Source organism: Rhodococcus aerolatus, from assembly GCF_054783215.1.
On the sequence record NZ_BAAGQZ010000043.1, the window covers coordinates 22,559 to 42,364 of the forward strand.

A 19,806-nucleotide genomic window follows, 5' to 3' on the forward strand; every position below is an offset into this window, starting at 1 on the left:
CCCCGGCACCGGGAAGTGCGCCGAGCGGGCGCCTAGAGCTCGCCGGTGAGGTACTGCGCGCGGCCGTGGCCGAAGGACCAGTCGCCCTTGGTGTTCTCCACGATCGAGATCATCACGTCGCTGGGCTCGATGCCGGCGTCGCGCTGCAGGTTGCGCACCAGCAGCTCGTAGAGCTTCGTCTTCTGCTCCTGCGGCCGGGGGCTCGTCGTCACCTGGACGAGCACGAAGGCGTCGCTGCGCTCGATGCCCAGCCCGGTGTCCTCGATGTGCAGGTGGGCCTTGGGGTGCGCGTGGACGACCTGGTAGCGGTCCCCGTCCACGGTCTGCAGCGCCTCGGTCTGCGCGGCGTACGCGGCGTCGAGCATGGCGCTGACCTGCTCGTCGGTGCGGGTGTCGGTGATGTCGAAGCGGAAGAGTGGCATGCGCGGTGCAACGCCGGCCGCGCGCCCGCCCTTCCCGGGCCTGCGCCGAACCGGTCACACCCCTACCGTCGCGGGCATGGACGACGCAGCGGTGGTGTGGTTCCGGCGCGACCTGCGGCTCGGTGACCTGCCGACCCTGAGCGCGGCGGCGGACCGGGCGCAGCACGCGCTGGCCCTGTTCGTGCTCGACGAGCGGCTGCTCGGGCCCTCCGGCGGGCCGCGGCTCACCGTGCTCTACCGCACCCTGCGCGCGCTGGAGGAGTCCCTGGACGGCCGCCTGCTGGTGGTCCGCGGTGACCCGGTCGACGTGGTGCCCCGCATCGCCCGCGCCGTGTCGGCGAGCAGCGTGCACGTCAGCGCCGACTTCGCGCCCTACGGCTCGCGGCGCGACGAGCAGGTGGACGACGCCCTCGGCGACGACGTCGAGCTGGTCCGCACCGGCAGCCCCTACGCGGTGGCGCCCGGGCGGGTCACCAAGAACGACGGCACCCCGTTCAAGGTGTTCACCCCGTTCCGCCGCGCCTGGGCCGAGCACGGCTGGCGCGCGCCCGCGGACACCTCGGCGAGCACCTGCGACTGGCTGGACCCCGACGACAAGGACGGCGGCCCGCGCCGGGTCAAGATCCCCGACGACGCCCCCGTCGGCGACGCCGATCTGCCCGAGGTGGGGGAGGCGGCGGCCCTGGCGCGGTGGGCGGAGTTCCGGGGCGGTGACGACGGGAAGGGCGACCTGGCCGGCTACGACGACGAGCGCGACCGCCCGGACCACGACGCGACCAGCCGCATGTCGGTGCACCTCAAGTGGGGCACGGTGCACCCGCGCACGCTGCTGGCCGACCTCGCCGACCGCTCCGGGAAGGGCCCCACCACGTACACCACCGAGCTGGCGTGGCGGGACTTCTACGCCGACGTGCTGCACCGCCGGCCCGACTCCGCCCGGGAGCACTACGACCAGAAGTTCGACGCCATCCCCTACGAGACCGGGAAGCAGGCCGAGCAGGCCTTCCAGGCGTGGGCGCAGGGGCGCACCGGGTTCCCGATCGTCGACGCCGGGATGCGGCAGCTGCTCGCCGAGGGCTGGATGCACAACCGGCTGCGGATGATCGTGGCCAGCTTCCTGACCAAGGACCTGCACCTGAGCTGGCGGTGGGGGGCGCGGCACTTCATGCGCCACCTCGTCGACGGCGACCTCTCGTCCAACCAGCACGGCTGGCAGTGGACGGCGGGCTCGGGGACCGACGCCTCCCCGTACTTCCGGGTGTTCAACCCGACCACGCAGGGGGAGAAGTTCGACCCGCAGGGCGACTACGTGCGCCGCTGGGTGCCCGAGCTGCGCGGCATCGAGGGCAAGAAGGTGCACGACCCGGGCGACGACCGGCCCGAGGACTACCCGGAGCCGATGGTCGACCACAAGGCCGAGCGCCGCGCCGCCCTCGACCGCTACGAGGCCGTCAAGAACGCCTCCTGACCTCCCGCCGCATGTAGCGGGCTACCTGCGCCCCGGCCCGCGCCGCGCCCCGCAGGAAGCCCGCTACGTGCGGGGCGGGTCGAGCAGGAGCAGGCGGGCGCGGGTACCGCCGAGCGGGGAGTCACCGAGCTCGGCGCGGCCCCCGTGCAGCGCCGCCTGCTGCGCCACCAGGGCCAGGCCCAGCCCGGACCCGGTGCCCCGCGACCCCGCCCCGCGCACGAACCGGCCGAACACCGCCTCGCGCTCCGCCGCGGGCACGCCGGCGCCGTCGTCGTCCACCACCAGCCACACCTGCGGCCCCTCGCGCGCCGCCCCCAGCAGCACGTGCCCGGCCCCGCCGTGGCGCACCGCGTTGGTCACCAGGTTGTCCAGCGCCAGCCGCAGGCCCGCCGCGTGACCGCGCACCACCACCGCCTCCCCGGGCCGCACCGCCACCTCGACGCCCGGGTGGGTGCGGCGGGCGTCGGCCGCCACCCGGTCCAGCAGCTCGGCCAGGTCGACGTCGGCCGCCGTGCCGCCGCCCAGCTCGCCCGCCGCCAGCCGGCCGAGCGCGGTCAGGGTGGCCTCCACCCGGTCCTGGGTGCGCAGCAGGTCTGTGAGCACCTCGGCCCGCTCGGCCTCCCCGAGGCCCGCCATCCCCAGCACCTGCAGGTCGGTGCGCACCGCGGTCAACGGGGTGCGCAGCTCGTGGGCGGCGGCCGCGGCGAAGTCCCGCGCGGTGGCCAGCGCCTCGGCGGTGCGGGCGCGGGCGGCGTCGACCCGGGCCTGCAGCTCGGTCACCTCCGCGGCCAGCTCCTCGGCCTCGCGCGCGCCCCGCACCGACACCACGGCCCCCGCCGAGTCCGGTCCCAGCGCGCGGACGGCCTCGGTGACCCGGGTCAGCGGCCGCAGCGCGCGGCCCGCGAACAGCCACCCCAGCCCCCCGGCCACCAGCACCGCCGCCAGCCCGGCGAGCGCGACCCGGCGCTGCAGCGTGCTCACCTGGGCGGCGGTCTCCGCGACGGGCGCGCCCACCCCGAGCCGCACCCCGCCGGCCAGGCCCAGGGTCACCACCCGGTAGTCCTCCCCGCCGAGGACGACGGTGCTCGGCTCGTCCCCGGCGTCGGGCAGCTCCGGGCCCGAGGAGGACACGACCTGCCCGTCGCGGCGGACGGTGACCACGTAGCCGCGGGTGCGCACCGCCCCCGGCGCGCGGCCCGCCTCGACCGCCGGGGCCAGCGCCGCGGCGACGGCCTGCTCGCGGCGGTCCAGGGAGGTCAGCGTGCTGCGCTGCACCACCACGGCGGCGACGGCGCCGAGCACCACCACCACCACGAGCGCGGCCAGCGCCGCGGCCAGCGCCACCCGGGTGCGCAGCGACGGCGAGCTCACCGCAGCACGAACCCGACCCCGCGCACGGTGTGCACCACCCGCTCCTCGCCGTCGGCCTCCAGCTTGCGGCGCAGGTAGCCCACGAACACGTCGACGACGTTGGTGTCGACGTCGAAGTCGTAGCCCCACACCAGGTCCAGCAGCCGGGCGCGGCTCAGCACCACCCCGGCGTTCTCGGTGAGCACGGCCAGCAGGTCGAACTCCCGCTTGGTCAGGTCCACCTCGCGGCCGGCGGAGAACACCCGCCGCCCGGCCGGGTCGACGCGCAGTGCCCCCACCCGCACCTCCGCCGACGCCGGGGCCGTGACGGCGCGGCGCCGCAGCAGGGCGCGCAGCCGGGCCACCAGCTCGGCCAGGTCGAACGGCTTGACCAGGTAGTCGTCCGCGCCCGCCTCGAGACCGGCGATGCGGTCGTCGACGGTGTCGCGGGCCGAGAGCACGCACACGGGGGTGTCGTCCCCGGTGGCGCGCAGCCGGGTGACGACCTCGACGCCGTCGAGGCCCGGCATGTTCACGTCGAGCACGACGGCGTCGGCGGGGGCGAGGGCGAGATCGCGCAGCGCGACCTCGCCCCCGTCCGCCGTGGCCACCTCGAAGCCGGAGAGCCGCAGCCCCCGGGCCAGGGAGGTGCGCACGTCGGCGTCGTCGTCGACCACCATCACCCGCGCGGGGCCTGACGTCGTCACGGGGACCAGTCTGCTCCGGGCGGGCGCGGGCCTACTTGCAGGCCTTGTGCAGCGCGATGTCCGCGGCCCGGGCGGTCTTGAGCCCGGCCTTCTCGTCCGCGTGCGCGGCGAAGTAGGTCTTGAGCTCGCCGCGGCGCTGGTCCTTGGGCATGGTGCGGACCTTGGTCAGCTCGGCGTTGAGGTCGGCGTGCGCGGCCAGGTAGTCGCGCACCAGCGGGGCGCTGGTGGCGTGCGCGGTGGCCCGGTCCAGCGCGGTGCACGACGCGGCCGGGGTGGACCCGGTCTGGTCGGCGGCCGGGGTGGCGGCCGACGCCACCGCGGGCACGGCGATCGCGGCCGCCACGGCCAGCCCGCCGAGGCCCGCCACCCAGCGGGCGCGGGTGCCGATGCGGCGGCGCGGGGCGGGGGTGCCGGCGGCGTCGTCGGCGGGGGTGCTGGGGTGCTGCTCGGTCACGGGGTTCTCCTGGGGTCTCGGTGTCGGTCCCGGGTGGGACAGGACCGACGGTAGGGACGCGGTGTGGCGCACCTCTGTGCCCGCTGTGAGAGTTCTCTGAGGAACCCCCCGACCCACCCCGTCAGCCCCGGGCCAGCGCCGTCCGCCAGCTCTGCCGGCCCCCGGTGTGCAGCACCGAGCGGCGGTACACCCGCGCGGCGAGCAGCGCGGCCAGGGTGCAGGCCAGCAGCATGAGCACCACCGTGAGCACCTGCTGCCCGGGGCTGACCAGGCCCTGGGCGGTGCGCAGCGGCACCAGGTAGGCCGAGAACGGCGGCACCCAGGTGAGCACGCGGGCCACCGTGCCCCCGGGGTCGTTGACGGCGTACTGGGCCGCGAAGTAGGCCGCGAAGCCGACCACGGTGAGCGGGCCGGACACGGCGTTGACGTCCTCCTGCCGGGAGACGAGCGACCCGGCGGCGGCGTAGAGCAGCGCGAAGAACGCGAAGCCCAGCACGTACCAGACGACCGTCACCGCGAGAAGACCGGCCGCGGTGGCCCCGATCGTCAGCACCCCGGTCGCGGTGGCGGTGACGAGGCCGGCGCCCCCGAGCAGCACCACCTGGGTCAGCCCGACGGCCCCGATGCCGACGACCTTGCCCACCAGCAGCTGCAGCGGGGTGATGGTGGACAGCAGCAGCTCCACCACGCGGCTCTGCTTCTCCTCGACGACCCCGGTGGCCACGTAGATGCCGTAGACGAAGACGGTGAAGAACAGCAGCAGCACCGCGACGTAAGCCAGGGCGGTGCGCTGCCCGGTGTCGGCGTCCGGCGGGTCCAGCGCGTCGACCGTCAGCCCGGCGACGGACACGTCGGCGGCCACGGCACCCGGGTCGACCCCGCGGGCCTGCAGCGCGTCGGCGAGCGCCGCCTGGCGCACCGCGGTCTCCAGCACCGGGGCCAGGGTGTCGTCCAGCGCGGTGCGGGTGACGGCGGTGGCACCACCCCCGGCGGCGGGCACGAGCGCGGCCTCGACGGCGCCGTCGGAGACCTGGGTGCGCGCCGTCCCCGCGTCGGGCAGCGGCACCACCCGCACCGGTCGGCCGAGGGCGTCCCCGGCGGCGGGCAGGGTGGCGGTGACCGCGTCGGCCCCGGGCCCGGCGACGACGCCGACGGCGACGGGGTCGGTCGTCCCGTCCCCGCGGACGGCGGCGAACGCGACCAGCCCCCCGACGACGGCGACGAGCGTGATGGCGGTGCTGATGACGTAGGCCTTGGTCAGCGCCCGGGCCAGGTACTCCCGGCGGGCGACCTGGCCGATCGTGGACAGCGTGCTCATGCGGGCACCTCCTCCTGCGTCGTCGCGGCGCCCGGGGTGGCGACCACGTCCCGGAACAGCTCGGCCAGCGGGGCCCGCCGGCGGGTGAAGCCGTGCACCGGGCCGGTGGCCAGGGCAGCGGCGAGCAGCGGCTGGTCGTCGGCGTCGTCGGCGAGCGCGACCACGGTGCGGCCGCCGTCGTGGGAGACGGTGGTGGTCCCCGGCACCGCGTCGGCCCAGCCCGGCGGGGCGGCGGGGGCGTCGACCACGTAGCGGGTGCCGCCCCCGGCCTGCAGCGCGTCGACGGTGCCCAGCGCGCGGAGCCGGCCGGCGGCGATGACGCCGACCCGGTCGCACAGGGCCTCGACGAGCTCGAGCTGGTGGCTGGAGAAGATCACCGGGGCGCCGGCCGCGGCCCGCTCGCGCAGCACCTCGCTCATGACGTCGACCGCCACCGGGTCCAGGCCCGAGAAGGGCTCGTCGAGGACGAGGACGTCGGGCTCGTGGACCAGGGCCGCGGCCAGCTGGACCCGCTGCTGGTTGCCGGTGCTCAGCGCGTCGACGGTGCTGCCGAGCCGGTCGGCCACGCCGAGCCGCTCGGTCCAGCGCTCGACGGCCGCGGCGGCCGCGGCGGCGTCCATGCCGTGCAGCCGTGCGAGGTAGGTGAGCTGCGCTCCGACCTTCATCTTCGGGTACAGCCCGCGCTCGGCGGGCATGTAGCCGATGCGGCGGCGCACGTCGAGGTCGACGGGGCGCCCGCCCAGGAGCACCTCACCGGTGTCGGCGGCGAGCACACCGAGCACGATCCGCATGGTCGTGGTCTTGCCGGCGCCGTTGCTGCCGACGAAGCCGAACAGCTCCCCGGCGCCGACGGTGAAGCTCACGTCGTCCAGCGCGACGAGGTCGCCGTAGCGCTTGCCGACCCCCCGCACCTCCAGCTCGGTCCCCGTCATCGTCCGTCTCCTCCCTGGTCGTAGATGGTCCGGCTCAGGCGGTCTGCTCGCCCGGGCCGATCTCGTCGGGCTCGTCGTCGACCTGCCGCCAGGCGACGATCGCCGTGGGGCTGAAGGCGCCCGCGAAGATCGCGACGGCGACGAGCAGCGCACCCGGGTAGGCCGTCGTGCTCGGCTCGCCGGGGCTGCTGGTGAGCAGCAGGTAGAGCATCGGGACCAGGGCGGCGACGATGCCGACCTGGAAGCCCTGGGCGCGAGCGGCGTTGCGGGCCGCGACCTCCCGCTCGTCGAGCACCCCCGTCGGCAGCTCGCCGACGTGCCCGGTGAGGACCTGCAGGGCGACCCAGCAGGCCATGGCGGCGACGATCCCCCCGACCCACAGCACGGCGAAGGCGACGGCCACGGCCCGGGTCTCGAGGTCGCCGGCCACGAGCACCAGCAGCGCCCCGAGGGTGGTGGCGAGCAGCGAGGCGGCGAGCGCCCCGCAGAGGCGTCGGCGGCTGCGTCGGTTGCGCCAGCGCGGCAGCCAGCTCGCCGTCTGCTCGGCCCGGCGGGCGCGGCGCCGCTGGCTCGACTCGGAGAGGTGGTGCAGGAGCGTGCTCACGGGGTCTCCTCGCGTCCGGTGGTGGCCCAGCCCGCGGCCGTGGTGGGGCGGAACTCCTCGCGGGAGAACACCGCCTCGACGGGCAGCTCGAAGACCCCGCAGATGCGGAAGGCGAGGTCGAGGCTGGGGTAGTGGTCGCCGCGCTCGAGGGCCCCGATCGTCTGCGGGTTCACCTCGACGAGGCCGGCCAGGACGGCCCGGGTCATCCGGCGCTCGGCGCGCAGGACGGCGATCCGGTTGTGGATCGGGAGGTCCTTGCCCCGCCGTACTGGACTCATGGACCACACTGTTGTGAAAACACAATGTAATGTCAAGAGGACCGGTCAGGTCGGTCGAGTGTTCCGCCTGGTGGTGCCGTCGCGCCGCCACGGGGGCACGAGCAGCAGCAGCACCCCGCCGAGCAGCACCCCGACGATCCCGCCGGAGGCGTTGGTGGCGTAGTCGACCCCGCTGCACACCCGCCCCGGCACCCGGGTCTGCACCACCTCGACGACCGCGGGCACCACGAGGACGACCAGCAGGCCGGGCCCCAGCCGGCGCGCGGCCAGCACCACGGCCACCCCCAGGGGCAGCAGCATCACCACGTTCAGCGCGGTCTCCAGCGGCACCGAGGGGCTGGAGAGCGTGGCGTCCAGGCCGCGCGGGGCGCGCCGTACGCAGCGGCGCACCCCGATGGTGGTGGTCGATCCGCCCGGGCCGAGGGTCAGCGCGGCCACGGCCGCCAGCAGCAGCAGGGCGAACAGCGTCTGGGTCGAGGCCCAGCCCAGGCGCCGGGTCAGCGGCCGCCACAGCAGCAGCCCGACGAGGGCCACGGCGCCGCCGACGAGCAGGCTCTGCCCGGAGAGGTGCGCGAGCGTGAGCGCCCGCCGCAGCCGGTCGAGCACGGCCTCGACGGAGGTCAGAAGCGGACCAGCATCTTCCCGACGTTGGCGCCGCGGAGCAGCTCGATGAAGGCGCCCGGGGCGGCCTCGACCCCGCCGTCGACGACGGTCTCGCGGTAGGAGATCTCCCCGCTGCCGACGAGCGGGGCGAACTCGCGGTGGAACTCCTGCGCCAGGTCCTGGTGGTCGGAGACGATGAACCCGCGCAGCGTGAGCTTGTTGCCGATCATCAGGGCCATGTTGCGGGGCCCCGGGGTCGGCTCAGTGGCGTTGTACTGCGAGATCGCCCCGCACAGCGCGGCCCGGCCGTGCGGGCGCATGGCGCCGATGGCCGCCTCGAGGTGGGCGCCGCCGACGTTGTCGAAGTAGACGTCGATGCCGTCGGGGGCCGCCTCGCGCAGGTGCTCGCGCAGGTGGCCGTCGTGGTAGTCGAACGCGGCGTCGAAGCCGAGCTCGTCGCGCAGGTAGCTGACCTTGGCCAGCGAGCCGGCCGACCCGACGACCCGCGACGCCCCGCGCCGGCGGGCGATCTGGCCGACCATGCCGCCGACGGCCCCGGCGGCGCCGGAGACGAAGACGACGTCGCCCTCCTGCATCGCGGCGATGCGGGTCAGCCCCGCGTAGGCAGTGAGCCCGGGCATGCCGAGCACCCCCAGGTACGCCCCGGCGGGGGCCTGCTCGGTGTCGACCTGCTGCACGTGCTCGGCGCGGACGCAGGCGTGCTCGCGCCAGCCGCCGTTGTGCAGCACGTGGTCGCCCACCGAGACCGCGGTGACGCCCGTGCCGACGCGCACGACCTCCCCGACGGCCCCGCCCTGCAGCACCTGCCCGAGCTGGAACGGCGGCACGTAGCTCTTGACGTCGTTCATCCGGCCCCGCATGTACGGGTCGACGCTCATCACCTCGTTGGCGACGAGCACCTCGCCCTCGCCCGGCTCCGGCACGGCCGTCTCGGCGAGCTCGAAGTCGGTCAGCTCCGGCCAGCCGTGCGGGCGGGCGGCCAGGCGGATCTCACGGGTGGTCTCGGGGATCTGGGACACCCCGGTCATTCTGCCCCCGCCGACCCCCGGGCACGAAACCCCGCGTCCCGGGTGCGCTGATCACGTACGCAGCGATGAGTCCGCGCGGCGGGCGGGGTCGGCACCGGTACCCGACGGACGGAGGAACCATGACCGCACCGCACCAGCCCGAGGCCGCACCGCCGGTGGTCGACCGGGCCGCGTTCGACGCCGCCCTCGCCACCCAGGTCGAGGCCGAGAAGGAGGTCACCCGCCACGGCGACCGGGTGTCGGCGGCCCGCCGGCGGCTGCCCATGGTCGAGGTGGAGGACTACGACTTCGCCGGCCCGGACGGGTCGGTGCGGCTGACGGAGCTGTTCGGCGAGCACCACCTGCTGCTGGTGCAGAACGTCATGTACGGCGCCGACTGGACGCAGGGCTGCCCGAGCTGCACGTGGGCGACGGACAACCTGCCGCAGAACATGGACCGCTTCGACGAGCGCGGCATCGCCTTCGCCATGATCTCCCAGGGGCCCGTGGAGCGGCTCGAGGAGTGGCGCCGGCAGCACGGGTGGGACCACACCTGGGTGTCCTCCGGCGGCACCACCTACGACGAGGACTGGGGCTGGGTGGTCACGGTCGGCGACCGGACCGGCCCGCAGCCGGGCTACTCGTACTACCTGCTGCGCGACGGGCGGCCGTACCTGACGTACATGACGCGGGCCCGCGGCACCGAGGCGGTCCTGCCGCTCGCGCACGTCATGGACCGCACCGTCTACGGCCGCAGGCAGGACTGGGAGGACAGCCCGCCGGGGTGGCCCCAGGAGCCGACCTACGGGTGACGGACCGCAGGGTGTGAACGCAACCTCGCGTCCTGGGTGCAGTTATCACGCACGGGTCAGCGCTGGGGCTGCTGCGTCGGGGTCACCGGCGACGGCAGCGCGGTGCTGCCCTCCAGCCACGCGTCGACCGCGGCCGCGCAGGAGCGGCCCTCGGCGATGGCCCACACGATGAGGCTCTGCCCACGGCCCATGTCCCCGGCCACGAACACGCCGTCGACGGTGGTGGCCCAGGCGTCGGTGCGGGCCACGTTGCCGCGCTCGGTCAGCTCGACGCCCAGCTCGGAGACCGCGCCGGTGCGGTCGGGGCCGACGAAGCCCATGGCCAGCAGCACCAGGTCGCACTCGAGGGTGAACTCGCTGCCCTCGACCTTGCGGAACTGCCCGTCGACGCGCTCGACCTCGTGGGCCTCGAGCCCGCGCACCCGGCCGTCGGCGTCGCCCAGGAACTTCTCGGTGTTGACGGCGAAGACCCGCTCGCCGTTCTCCTCGTGCGCGGAGGAGACCCGGTAGACCATCGGGTACGTCGGCCACGGGGTGGACACGTCGCGGGTCTCGGGCGGGCGGGCCATGATCTCGAACTGGTGGACGCTGGCCGCGCCCTGCCGGGTGGCGGTGCCCAGGCAGTCCGCGCCGGTGTCGCCGCCGCCGATGATGACGACGCGGCGGCCCTCGGCGGAGATCTCCGGCGCCGCGTAGTCGCCCTGCTGCACCCGGTTGGCCAGCGGCAGGAACTCCATGGCCTGATGGATGCCCGCCAGCTCGCGGCCCTCGATGGGCAGGTCCCGCCACGCGGTGGCCCCGCCGGCGAGGACGACGGCGTCGAACTGCTCGCGCAGCTCGGCCGCGGTGACGTCCACCCCGACGTCGACGCCGGTGCGGAACACGGTGCCCTCGGCCGTCATCTGCTCCAGGCGCCGGTCGATGTGGCGCTTCTCCATCTTGAACTCGGGGATGCCGTAGCGCAGCAGCCCGCCGATGCGGTCGGAGCGCTCCAGCACGGTGACGGAGTGCCCGGCGCGGGTGAGCTGCTGGGCGGCGGCCAGCCCGGCCGGTCCGGAGCCGACCACGGCCACCGTCCTGCCCGTCCGCCTCGACGGCACGACGGGGGCCACCCAGCCCTCGGCGAAGCCCCGGTCGATGATCTCGACCTCGACCTGCTTGATGGTCACCGGGTCGGAGTTGATGCCCAGCACGCAGGCCGCCTCGCACGGGGCGGGGCACAGCCGACCGGTGAACTCGGGGAAGTTGTTCGTCGCGTGCAGCCGGTCGAGCGACTCCCGCCAGCGGTCCTTGTAGACCAGGTCGTTCCAGTCCGGGATGAGGTTGCCCAGCGGGCAGCCGTTGTGGCAGAAGGGGATGCCGCAGTCCATGCACCGGCTGGCCTGGGTGCGCAGCTTGTCCGCCGGGAAGGGCTCGTAGACCTCCTTCCAGTCGAGCAGCCGCAGGTCGACCGGGCGCCGGGTGGGCGTCTCCCGCTCGTGGGTCAGGAAGCCGCGCGGGTCAGCCACGAGCCGCCGCCGCCATGATCGCCTCGTCCACGTCAGAACCGTCCTTCTCCGCCGTCTCGATCGCGAGCAGCACCCGCTTGTAGTCCCTGGGCATGACCTTGCGGACGTGGGGCAGCTGGCCGTCCCAGTCCTCGAGCAGCGCGGCGGCCACCGTGGAGCCGGTGGCGTCGCGGTGCCGGGTCACGACGTCCTGCAGCCACCGCACGTCGTCGGGGTCGAGGTCCTCGACGTCGACCATCTCGCCGTTGAGGTTGTGCCGCAGCTGGTCGTCCGGGTCGTGCAGGTACGCCACGCCCCCGGACATGCCGGCGCCGACGTTGCGCCCGGTCGGGCCGAGGATGACGACGCTGCCGCCGGTCATGTACTCGCACGCGTGGTCGCCCACGCCCTCGACGACGGCGGTGGCCCCGGAGTTGCGGACCGCGAAGCGCTCGCCCACCACGCCGCGGATGAAGGCCTGCCCGTCGGTGGCGCCGTAGAGGAACACGTTGCCGCCGATGATGTTGTCCTCGGGCACGAAGTCCGGGTGGTTGTGCAGCGGCGGGCGGACCACCAGGTGCCCACCGGACAGGCCCTTGCCGACGAAGTCGTTGGCGTCGCCGAGCAGGCGCAGCGTGATCCCGCGGGGCAGGAACGCCCCGAAGCTGTTGCCCGCCGAGCCGGTCAGCGTGATGTCGATGGTGCCGTCGGGCAGCCCGCCGCCGCCGTGGGCCTTGGTCACCTCGTGGCCGAGCATGGTGCCCACGGTGCGGTTGACGTTGCGGACGGGCAGCTCGAGGTGGATGGGCGTGCCGTTGGTGATGGCGTCGCGGCACCAGGCGATGAGGTGCTGGTCGAGCGCCCGGTCGAGCCCGTGGTCCTGCACCCCGGTGTTGTGCCGGGCCTGCTTCATGAACGCCGACTCGGGCTGGGCCAGGATCGGGCTCAGGTCGAGCTTGGCGGCCTTCCACGTCTCGACCGCGCGGGTGGTGTCGATGAGCTCGGCGTGCCCGACGGCCTCGAGCAGGGTGCGGAACCCCAGCTCGGCGAGCAGCTCGCGGACCTCCTCGGCGATGAACTCGAAGAAGTTGACGACGAACTCCGGCTTGCCGGCGAACTTGGCCCGCAGCGCCGGGTTCTGCGTCGCGATGCCCACCGGGCAGGTGTCGAGGTGGCAGACCCGCATCATGATGCAGCCCTCCACCACCAGTGGGGCCGTGGCGAAGCCGAACTCCTCGGCGCCGAGCAGCGCAGCGACCACGACGTCGCGGCCGGTCTTGAGCTGGCCGTCGACCTGCACCACGATCCGGTCGCGCAGGCCGTTGAGCAGCAGCGTCTGCTGCGTCTCGGCCAGGCCGAGCTCCCAGGGGGCGCCGGCGTGCTTGAGCGAGGTCAGCGGGGTGGCCCCGGTGCCGCCGTCGTGCCCGGAGATGAGCACCACGTCGGCGTGGGCCTTGCTCACCCCGGCCGCGACGGTGCCGACGCCGATCTCGGAGACGAGCTTGACGTGCACCCGCGCCGAGGGGTTGGCGTTCTTGAGGTCGTGGATCAGCTGGGCGAGGTCCTCGATGGAGTAGATGTCGTGGTGCGGCGGCGGGGAGATCAGGCCGACGCCGGGCGTGGAGTGCCGGGTCTTGGCGATCCACGGGTACACCTTGTGCGCGGGCAGCTGGCCGCCCTCGCCGGGCTTGGCGCCCTGGGCCATCTTGATCTGGATGTCGTCGGCGTTGGTCAGGTACTCCGCGGTGACGCCGAACCGGCCGGACGCGACCTGCTTGATCGCCGAGCGGCGCAGGTCACCGTTGGGGTCGGACATGAAGCGGTCCGGGTCCTCGCCGCCCTCCCCGGTGTTGGACTTGCCGCCGAGGCGGTTCATGGCCACGGCGAGGGTCTCGTGCGCCTCGGCGGAGATGGAGCCGTAGCTCATCGCACCGGTGGAGAAGCGCTTGACGATCTCGCTGACCGGCTCGACCTCGGAGACGTCGATCGAGGGGCGCTCGTCGGTGCGCAGCCGGAACAGCCCGCGCAGCGAGGCCAGCCGGGCGGACTGGTCGTCGACGAGGCGGGTGTACTCCTTGAACACCGAGTACTGCCCGGTGCGGGTGGAGTGCTGCAGCTTGAACACCGTGTCCGGGTTGAACAGGTGGTACTCGCCCTCGCGGCGCCAGCGGTACTCCCCGCCCACCTCGAGCTCGCGGTGCGCGCGCTCCTCGGGCCGGTCGGGGTGGGCGGCGGCGTGGCGGGCGGCGACGTCGGCGGCGACCTCGTCGACCCCGATGCCGCCGAGCCGGCTGGTGATGCCGGTGAAGTACTCGTCGACCAGCTCGGCCGAGAGGCCCACGGACTCGAAGACCTGGGCGCCGGTGTAGCTGGCCAGGGTGGAGACGCCCATCTTCGACATCACCTTGAGCACGCCCTTGCCCGCGGCCTTGATGTAGTTGCGCACCGCGTCGGCCACGGTGACGCCGGCGATGCCGATCTCGCCGGAGGCGATGAGGTCCTCGATGGTCTCGAAGGCCATGTAGGGGTTGATCGCCCCGGCCCCGAAGCCGACGAGCAGGGCCATGTGGTGCACCTCGCGGGCGTCGCCGGACTCGACGACGAGGCCCACCTTGGCGCGCGTGCGGGTGCGCACCAGGTGGTGGTGCACGGCGGCGGTGAGCAGCAGCGACGGGATGGGGGCGAGCTCGGCGTCGGAGTCGCGGTCGGAGAGCACGACCACGCGGGCGCCGTCGTCGATGGCGCGGGAGACCTCGGTGCGCACCCGCTCCAGCGCGCGCGCCAGCCCGGGGCCGCCCTCGGCGACGGGGTAGAGGCCGCGGACGGTGACGGCGCGGAAGCCGGGCAGGTTGCCGTCGTCGTTGACGTGGACCAGCTTCTCGAGCTCGTCGTTGTCGATGATCGGGCTGTCCAGCGAGATGAGCCGGCAGGAGGCGGGCGTGGGGGCGAGCAGGTCGCCCTCGGGGCCCAGCCGGGAGCGCAGGCTGGTGACCAGCTCCTCGCGGATCGCGTCCAGCGGCGGGTTGGTCACCTGGGCGAACAGCTGGGAGAAGTAGTCGAAGATCAGCCGCGGCCGGGTGGAGAGGATCGCGATGGGGGTGTCGGTGCCCATCGAGCCGATCGCCTCGGCGCCGCTGCGGGCCATCGGCGCGAGCAGGGTCTCCAGCTCCTCGGAGGTGTAGCCGAAGATCTGCTGGCGGCGGACCACCGAGTCGTGGGTGCGCTGCACGTGCGGGCGGTCGGGCAGGTCGGCCAGCCGCAGCTGCCCGGCGTCGACCCAGTCCTGGTACGGGTGCTGCGCGGCGAGCGCGGTCTTGATCTCGTCGTCGGCCACGATGCGGCCCAGCTCGGTGTCGACCAGGAACATGCGGCCCGGCTGCAGCCGGATCTTGCGGACCACGGTGGCGGGGTCGATGTCGAGCACGCCGACCTCGGAGGCCATGACGACCAGGCCGTCCTCGGTGACCCAGATGCGGCTGGGGCGCAGGCCGTTGCGGTCGAGCACGGCGCCCACCTGGGTGCCGTCGGTGAAGGCCACCGAGGCGGGTCCGTCCCAGGGCTCCATGAGCGCGGCGTGGTACTGGTAGAACGCCCGCCGGGCCGGGGTCATCGACTCGTGGCGCTCCCAGGCCTCCGGGATCATCATGAGCACCGCGTGGGGCAGGCTGCGCCCACCCAGGTGCAGCAGCTCGAGGACCTCGTCGAAGCGGGCGGTGTCGCTGCCGCCGCGGGTGCACACCGGCTGCACCTTGGCGAAGCCGCCCTCGCCGAAGACGTCGGTGTCGATGAGGGCCTCGCGGGCCCGCATCCAGTTCTCGTTGCCGTTGACGGTGTTGATCTCGCCGTTGTGGGCCACGACCCGGTACGGGTGGGCCAGCGGCCACGACGGGAACGTGTTGGTGGAGAAGCGGGAGTGCACCAGGGCCAGCGCGCTGTGCACCCGGGGGTCCTGCAGGTCGAGGTAGAACGCGGCCAGCTGCGGGGTGGTGAGCATCCCCTTGTAGACCAGGGTGCGCCCCGACAGGCTGGGGAAGTAGACGGTCTCGCTGCCCGCGGCGCCCTGGCCGGCGCCCTCGTGCCCGAGCTCGCGCTCGATGCGCTTGCGGACGACGAAGGCGCGCCGCTCGAGGTCCAGGCCCGTCAGGGGGGCGCCGTCGGCGCCGTCGGCCCGGAGGAACACCTGGCGCAGGGTGGGCATCGCGTCGCGGGCCAGCGCGCCGAGGGTCGCGTCGTCGACGGGCACCTCGCGCCAGCCGAGCAGGGTGACGCCCTCCTCGGCGACGATCCGCTCGACGTCGGTGACGGCCGCCGCGACGGCGGCGCGGCCCTGGGGCAGGAAGGCGATGCCGGTGGCGTAGGCGCCCGGCTCGGGCAGCGCGAAGTCGACGACCTCGCGGAGGAACGCGTCGGGGACCTGCAGCAGGATGCCCGCACCGTCACCGGAGTTGGGCTCGGCGCCGGCCGCCCCGCGGTGGTCGAGGTTGACCAGCGCGGCGATGGCCTTGTCGACGATGTCGCGGCTGCGGCGGCCGTGCATGTCGACGACGAAGGCGACCCCGCACCCGTCGTGCTCGAAGGCGGGGTCGTACAGGCCGGTGCGGCCGGGGGTCTGCTTCAACGGTTCTCTCTCACGGTCGGACCCGCCGCTCCCGGGGTCCGGGGTGCGCGGGCCTGCTCGAAGGGGGACCGGTCGAGCCCCCCGGCCTGGACGGGTGGGTCGGGCCGGGGGTGCGGACGCGCCGCTCCTGGGGCTCCCGGTGGGGGCCTGGGGCGGGCCGGTCGTGCCCGACGACGCTGTCGGGCGGGGTCGACGCGGGCGTGACCGCGTCGCTGGAGGGTAGGACAGCGGGCGCCCCGGTTACCAGCCAGTACCCCTCAGGCGGCGGCCGTGACGGCGGTGCGGGCGTCCGCGCGCACCACCAGCAGCCCCAGCCCGGCGGCCAGCAGGCACGCCGCCGCCCCCAGGCCCAGCCCGGCGCGGGCGCCGAAGGCCTCGCTGACCGCGCCGGCGACGGGCCCGCCCACGGGGGTGGAGCCGAGGAACGCCACCGCCCACAGGGCCATGACCCGCCCGCGCATCTGCGGGTCGGCGTTGAGCTGCAGGGTCGAGTTGCCGCTGGAGAGGAAGGCCACGCTCACCGCCCCGAGCAGGGCCAGGGCCACCAGCTCCACCGGCAGGGTGGGGGCGAGCGCGGCCAGGGCCATGACCACGGCGAACAGGGCGGCGGTGGTGACCAGGGTGCGCAGCCCGGTGCGGCCCCTTGCCGCGACCCACAGCCCGCCGAGCACGGCGCCGACGCCCATCGCGGCGGTCATGAAGCCGTAGGTCTGCGAGCCGCCGTGGAACGTGGTGTCGGCGAGCACGGGCAGCGTCACCTGGAACTCGTAGGCGAGGCAGCCGACCAGCGCCATCATGAGCAGCGGGACCCCGAGGACGGGGGTGCGCCGGACGTAGGCGAACCCGGCGCGCAGCTGCCCGGCGGTCCGCGCGGTGGGCACCGAGGGGCGCAGCGCGCTGACGTCGAGGCGCACCAGCGAGGCGACGACCGCGGCGAAGCTCACCGCGTTGAGCAGGAAGCAGATCCCGGTGCCGCCGGTGGCGATGATGACGCCTGCCACGGCCGGACCCACGGCCCGCGCGGCGTTGACCAGCACCGAGTTGAGGCTGACCGCGTTGCGCAGGTCGTCCGGGCCCACCATCTCCAGGACGAAGGACTGCCGGGCGGGGTTCTCGAAGCAGTTGCACAGCCCGAGCGCGAGGGCCAGGGCGAACACCATCCACAGCCGCACCGCCCCGGTGAGGGTGAGCACGCCGAGGACGAGGGCGAGCGCGCCCATGGTCGTCTGCAGGCCGATCATCAGCCGGCGCTTGTCGACGCGGTCGGCGACGACGCCGCCGTAGGGGCCGAGCAGCAGGACGGGCAGCGTCTGCAGGGCCACGACGACGCCGAGCGCGGTGGCCGAGCCGGTGAGGGTGAGCACCAGCCAGGACTGCGCGACGGTCTGCATCCAGGTGCCGACGAGGGAGACGGCCTGCCCGCCGAAGTAGCGGCGGTAGTTGGGGTTGTGCAGCGAGGAGACGGTGTCGCGGCCGAAGCTGCGGGCGCTGGTCGCGCGGGCGCGGGCGGAGGTGGCGACGCTCACCGGGCCAGCGCCTCGAGGGCGGGCAGGGCGGCGACGAGCCGGTCCCGGTCGGCCGGGTCGAGCGCGGCGAGCCGCTCGGTGAGCAGCCGGTCGCGGGCGGCCCGCATGGCCAGGTGCTGGGTGCGGCCGAGCTCGGTGGCCGAGACGGTGGCCACGCGGCGGTCGTCGGGGTCGGTGGTGCGCTCGAGGAGTCCCGCGTCGTCGAGCTTGGCCACGACGCGGGAGAGCATGGTCGGGTTGACGCCCTCGAGCCCGGCCAGCTCGCCGAGGCGCACCGGGCCGCAGCGCACCACGGCGCCGAGCACGGAGAGCTGGGTGCGGCTGAGCTCGCTGCCGGGCGCGCCGTCGGCCTGCGACTGGCGCTCGAGCCAGCGGGTGGTGCGGACCAGCGCGACGCGCAGCCGGGCCACCTCGTCCACGGCTGTTAGTTGCATGCCAGCAAGCATACGCCCGTCTGTGGTCTCGCATGTAGCGGGCTTCCTGGCCCCCCGGGGCCCCTGGGCGCGCAGGAAGCCCGCTACATGCGGTGGCGGACGGGGGGTCAGCGCTCGGTGAGGCGGCCGTCGGTCATCTGCCAGGACCGGGTGATGGCCACGGCGGCGAGCATCCGGCGGTCGTGCGTGACGAGCACCAGCGTGCCCGCGTAGTCCGCCAGCGCCGCCTCGAGCTGCTCGATCGCCGGCAGGTCGAGGTGGTTGGTCGGCTCGTCGAGCACCAGCAGGTTGACCCCCCGGGCCTGCAGCAGGGCCAGCGCCGCCCGGGTGCGCTCGCCCGGGGACAGCGACGCCGCCGAGCGCCCGACGTGCGCCCCCCGCAGGCCGAACTTGGCCAGCAGCGTGCGCACGTCGGCGTCCGGCCAGTCCGGCACCTGCGCGCCGAACGCCCGGGCCAGCGGCACCTCGCCCAGGAACGCCCCCCGCGCCTGGTCCACCTCGCCCACCGCGACGCCGGGCCCGAGGTGCGCCGTGCCCTCGTCCGGGGCGGTGCGGCCCAGCAGCAGGCTCAGCAGCGTCGTCTTGCCGGAGCCGTTGGCCCCGGTCAGGGCGATGCGGTCGCCCCAGGACACCTCGACGTCGACCGGGCCGAGGGTGAAGCCGCCCCGGCGCAGCACCACACCGTCGAGCGCCGCCACCACCGCGCCGGAGCGGGGGGCCGCGGCGATCTCCATGCGCAGCTGCCACTCCTTGCGCGGCTCGGCCACCTCCTCGAGCCGCTCGAGGCGCCGCTCGGTCTGCCGCGCCTTGGCCGCCTGCTTCTCGGTGGCATCCTGGCGGAACTTGCGGCCCACCTTGTCGTTGTCGGTGGGCTTCTTGCCGACGCCGGCCTTCATCCAGCCGCGCTGCATCCGCGCGCGGGCCTCGAGATCGCCGACGGTCTCGGCGTAGTCGTCGTAGGCCTCGCGGGCGTGGCGGCGGTCGCGCTCGCGCTCGGCGAGGTAGGACTCGTAGCCGCCGCCGTAGACTCCCACCCGCTGCTGGGCGAGGTCGAGCTCGACGACGCGGTTCACGCTGCGGGCGAGGAACTCCCGGTCGTGGCTGACGACGACCAGCGGGGCCGCGTCGGCGCGGCCGACCCGGCCGGCGACGAACGCCTCCAGCCGGTCGAGGCCGTCGAGGTCGAGGTCGTTGGTGGGCTCGTCGAGCAGCAGCACGTCGAAGCGGGACAGCAGCACCGCGGCCAGCCCCACCCGGGCGGCCTGCCCGCCGGAGAGCCCGGTCATGGCCGCGTCGAGCTCCACCCCGAGGCCCAGGTCGCGGGCGACCTCGGCGGCGCGCTCGGGCAGGTCGGCCCCGCCCAGAGCCAGCCAGCGCTCCAGGGTCTCGGAGTAGTCCGGCCCGTCGGTGCCGGCACTCAGCGCGTCGGCGGCCGCGGTCATCTCGGCCTCGGCGGCGGTGACCCCGGTGCGCCGGCCCAGGTAGGCCAGCACGGTCTCGCCCGCGCGGCGCTCCGGCTCCTGCGGCAGGTAGCCCACGGTGGCGTCGGGCGGGCTGACCGCCACCCGGCCGTCGGTGGGGGCGTCGAGCGCGGCGAGCAGGCGCAGCAGCGTCGACTTGCCCGCCCCGTTCTGGCCCACCAGCCCGACGACGTCCCCGGGGGCGACGACGAGGGAGAGGTCGGAGAACAGGGTGCGGTCACCGTGGCCGGCGGCCAGGCCCGTGGCTTGGATGGTGGCGCTCACGGGGGCATCCTCGTCCGGTG

At 74.8% G+C, this 19,806-nt stretch carries 17 protein-coding genes; 2 read left to right on the plus strand and 15 right to left on the minus strand.

Annotated elements, in window-relative coordinates:
- Positions 1 to 32 precede the first annotated feature (32 nt).
- The gene (locus ACYVOF_RS15350) at positions 33 to 422 is read right to left on the minus strand and encodes a tautomerase family protein (RefSeq protein ID WP_460867945.1); all 390 of its coding nucleotides are present in this window, start codon (positions 420 to 422) and stop codon (positions 33 to 35) included.
- 76 nt (positions 423 to 498) lie between these two features.
- Between ACYVOF_RS15350 and ACYVOF_RS15355 the strand changes: the two genes are divergently transcribed.
- A complete protein-coding gene (locus ACYVOF_RS15355; RefSeq protein ID WP_460867946.1) occupies positions 499 to 1,890 on the plus strand; it encodes a cryptochrome/photolyase family protein in 1,392 nt (463 codons plus the stop codon).
- Between the two features lie 63 nt (positions 1,891 to 1,953).
- On the opposite strand, the gene ACYVOF_RS15360 is transcribed toward ACYVOF_RS15355, so the two are convergent.
- From ACYVOF_RS15360 to ACYVOF_RS15400, 9 genes are all read right to left on the minus strand, one after another.
- Positions 1,954 to 3,261: a sensor histidine kinase gene (locus ACYVOF_RS15360; protein ID WP_460867948.1), complete on the minus strand. Its 1,308-nt coding sequence runs from the start codon at positions 3,259 to 3,261 to the stop codon at positions 1,954 to 1,956.
- Complete coding sequence (locus ACYVOF_RS15365; RefSeq protein ID WP_460868053.1) at positions 3,258 to 3,920, minus strand: response regulator transcription factor; 663 nt, start codon at positions 3,918 to 3,920, stop codon at positions 3,258 to 3,260. Before ACYVOF_RS15365 ends, ACYVOF_RS15360 begins: the two co-directional genes overlap by 4 nt.
- Before the next feature lie 58 nt (positions 3,921 to 3,978).
- Positions 3,979 to 4,401 carry a hemophore-related protein gene (locus ACYVOF_RS15370; RefSeq protein WP_460867950.1) on the minus strand — a complete coding sequence of 141 codons (423 nt, stop codon included), beginning with the start codon at positions 4,399 to 4,401 and terminating at the stop codon, positions 3,979 to 3,981.
- Positions 4,402 to 4,522: 121 nt separating this feature from the next.
- Positions 4,523 to 5,719 carry an ABC transporter permease gene (locus tag ACYVOF_RS15375; RefSeq protein WP_460867951.1) on the minus strand — a complete coding sequence of 399 codons (1,197 nt, stop codon included), beginning with the start codon at positions 5,717 to 5,719 and terminating at the stop codon, positions 4,523 to 4,525.
- Positions 5,716 to 6,651, minus strand: coding sequence for an ABC transporter ATP-binding protein (locus ACYVOF_RS15380; RefSeq protein ID WP_460867953.1), 936 nt, complete (start codon positions 6,649 to 6,651; stop codon positions 5,716 to 5,718). The genes ACYVOF_RS15375 and ACYVOF_RS15380 overlap by 4 nt, the downstream gene beginning before the upstream one ends.
- A gap of 34 nt (positions 6,652 to 6,685) precedes the next feature.
- The gene (locus tag ACYVOF_RS15385) at positions 6,686 to 7,255 is read right to left on the minus strand and encodes a hypothetical protein (RefSeq protein ID WP_460867955.1); all 570 of its coding nucleotides are present in this window, start codon (positions 7,253 to 7,255) and stop codon (positions 6,686 to 6,688) included.
- On the minus strand, positions 7,252 to 7,533 hold the full coding sequence (locus ACYVOF_RS15390) for a helix-turn-helix transcriptional regulator (RefSeq protein WP_460867957.1): 282 nt from the start codon (positions 7,531 to 7,533) through the stop codon (positions 7,252 to 7,254). The genes ACYVOF_RS15385 and ACYVOF_RS15390 overlap by 4 nt, the downstream gene beginning before the upstream one ends.
- 45 nt (positions 7,534 to 7,578) lie before the next feature.
- Positions 7,579 to 8,139 (minus strand): VanZ family protein, encoded by a 561-nt coding sequence (locus ACYVOF_RS15395; protein ID WP_460867959.1) that lies wholly within the window; start codon positions 8,137 to 8,139, stop codon positions 7,579 to 7,581.
- 14 nt (positions 8,140 to 8,153) lie between these two features.
- Positions 8,154 to 9,185, minus strand: a complete 1,032-nt coding sequence (locus ACYVOF_RS15400; protein ID WP_460867960.1) for an NADP-dependent oxidoreductase — start codon at positions 9,183 to 9,185, stop codon at positions 8,154 to 8,156.
- Positions 9,186 to 9,304: 119 nt separating this feature from the next.
- Here ACYVOF_RS15400 and ACYVOF_RS15405 point away from each other — a divergent pair, with 119 nt between their 5' ends.
- Positions 9,305 to 9,976 (plus strand): DUF899 family protein, encoded by a 672-nt coding sequence (locus ACYVOF_RS15405; RefSeq protein ID WP_460867962.1) that lies wholly within the window; start codon positions 9,305 to 9,307, stop codon positions 9,974 to 9,976.
- A 56-nt stretch (positions 9,977 to 10,032) separates the two neighbouring features.
- Here ACYVOF_RS15405 and ACYVOF_RS15410 read toward each other — a convergent pair whose 3' ends face one another.
- The 5 genes from ACYVOF_RS15410 to ACYVOF_RS15430 all read right to left on the minus strand — a co-directional run bounded on the left by ACYVOF_RS15410 (position 10,033) and on the right by ACYVOF_RS15430 (position 19,786).
- A complete protein-coding gene (locus ACYVOF_RS15410) occupies positions 10,033 to 11,484 on the minus strand; it encodes a glutamate synthase subunit beta (protein WP_460867964.1) in 1,452 nt (483 codons plus the stop codon).
- Positions 11,477 to 16,081 (minus strand): glutamate synthase large subunit, encoded by a 4,605-nt coding sequence (gltB, locus tag ACYVOF_RS15415; protein ID WP_460867966.1) that lies wholly within the window; start codon positions 16,079 to 16,081, stop codon positions 11,477 to 11,479. Before gltB ends, ACYVOF_RS15410 begins: the two co-directional genes overlap by 8 nt.
- Before the next feature lie 257 nt (positions 16,082 to 16,338).
- Positions 16,339 to 17,607 carry an MFS transporter gene (locus ACYVOF_RS15420; RefSeq protein ID WP_460867968.1) on the minus strand — a complete coding sequence of 423 codons (1,269 nt, stop codon included), beginning with the start codon at positions 17,605 to 17,607 and terminating at the stop codon, positions 16,339 to 16,341.
- The gene (locus ACYVOF_RS15425) at positions 17,604 to 18,041 is read right to left on the minus strand and encodes a MarR family winged helix-turn-helix transcriptional regulator (protein WP_460867970.1); all 438 of its coding nucleotides are present in this window, start codon (positions 18,039 to 18,041) and stop codon (positions 17,604 to 17,606) included. Before ACYVOF_RS15425 ends, ACYVOF_RS15420 begins: the two co-directional genes overlap by 4 nt.
- A gap of 107 nt (positions 18,042 to 18,148) precedes the next feature.
- A complete protein-coding gene (locus ACYVOF_RS15430) occupies positions 18,149 to 19,786 on the minus strand; it encodes an ABC-F family ATP-binding cassette domain-containing protein (RefSeq protein WP_460867972.1) in 1,638 nt (545 codons plus the stop codon).
- Positions 19,787 to 19,806: the final 20 nt, after the last annotated feature.